The 713-nt window shown below is 54.0% G+C and carries 1 protein-coding gene; it reads left to right on the top strand.

Annotated features, from left to right (window positions below; genetic code table 11):
- Positions 1 to 32: 32 nt before the first annotated feature.
- Positions 33 to 713, top strand: a 681-nt coding sequence (locus PsWM33_RS25345) for a glycoside hydrolase family 108 protein (RefSeq protein WP_208994748.1), incomplete at its 3' end; no start/stop codon positions are given.

Below are 713 nucleotides of genomic sequence, written 5' to 3'. Positions count from 1 at the left end.
TTTCGGCTCCCGTTTTTTGTTAGGGGCAGAGCATGAAAGAGACGTTCCGACTGATTATTTTAGACTTGCTTGGAATTGAAGGCGGGTTTGCAAACCGTTCGCGCAAAGCAGATCCGGGCGGCCCAACAAATCTTGGCGTCACTCAAAGGACTTTGTCTGCTTGGCGTGGCCGTGCGGTGAGCGTGGAAGAGGTGAAGCGCCTGAGCCGTGAGGAGGCAATCGAAATCTACCGGGCGCAATACTGGGATGCTGTGAAGGGTGATCAATTGCCGCGTGGGCTGGACTATGCTGTGTTTGATTGTGCCGTGAACTCCGGCCCGGCGCGGGCCGTCAAGATCCTGCAGAAGATCCTCAAAGTCAAAGTAGATGGCGTGTTGGGCCTGATTACGTTGGGTGCAGTGAAGGCTCATGCTGCCACTGCCTTAATAAATTTGTTCTCAATCGCTCGCCTGAAATTCATGAAGCGGCTGAGAAACTGGCCCTACAACAAAACCGGCTGGACGCGGCGCGTGCGGCATGTGCAGGAGCGATCCCTAGAACTGGTCAAAAATGCCATTATTAAACGTGCTCCGGCTCCAAATCTTGAGCCGCATAAAAAAGAAGAAGGTTCCAAGGCGGTTGATGAGGAAACCAGTGCACTCAGCGCATGGCTGAGCCCGGATGGGATCACCAAGGGTGCAATGGCTGCTTCTGGTTTCTCCGGTATTCTGGCG

The sequence above is a fragment of the Pseudovibrio sp. WM33 genome (genome assembly GCF_001623165.1).
Classification (GTDB): Bacteria; Pseudomonadota; Alphaproteobacteria; order Rhizobiales; family Stappiaceae; genus Pseudovibrio.
The sequence above is the reverse complement of the archived record's forward strand: the minus strand, read 5'-3'. Positions and strand labels throughout refer to the sequence as shown.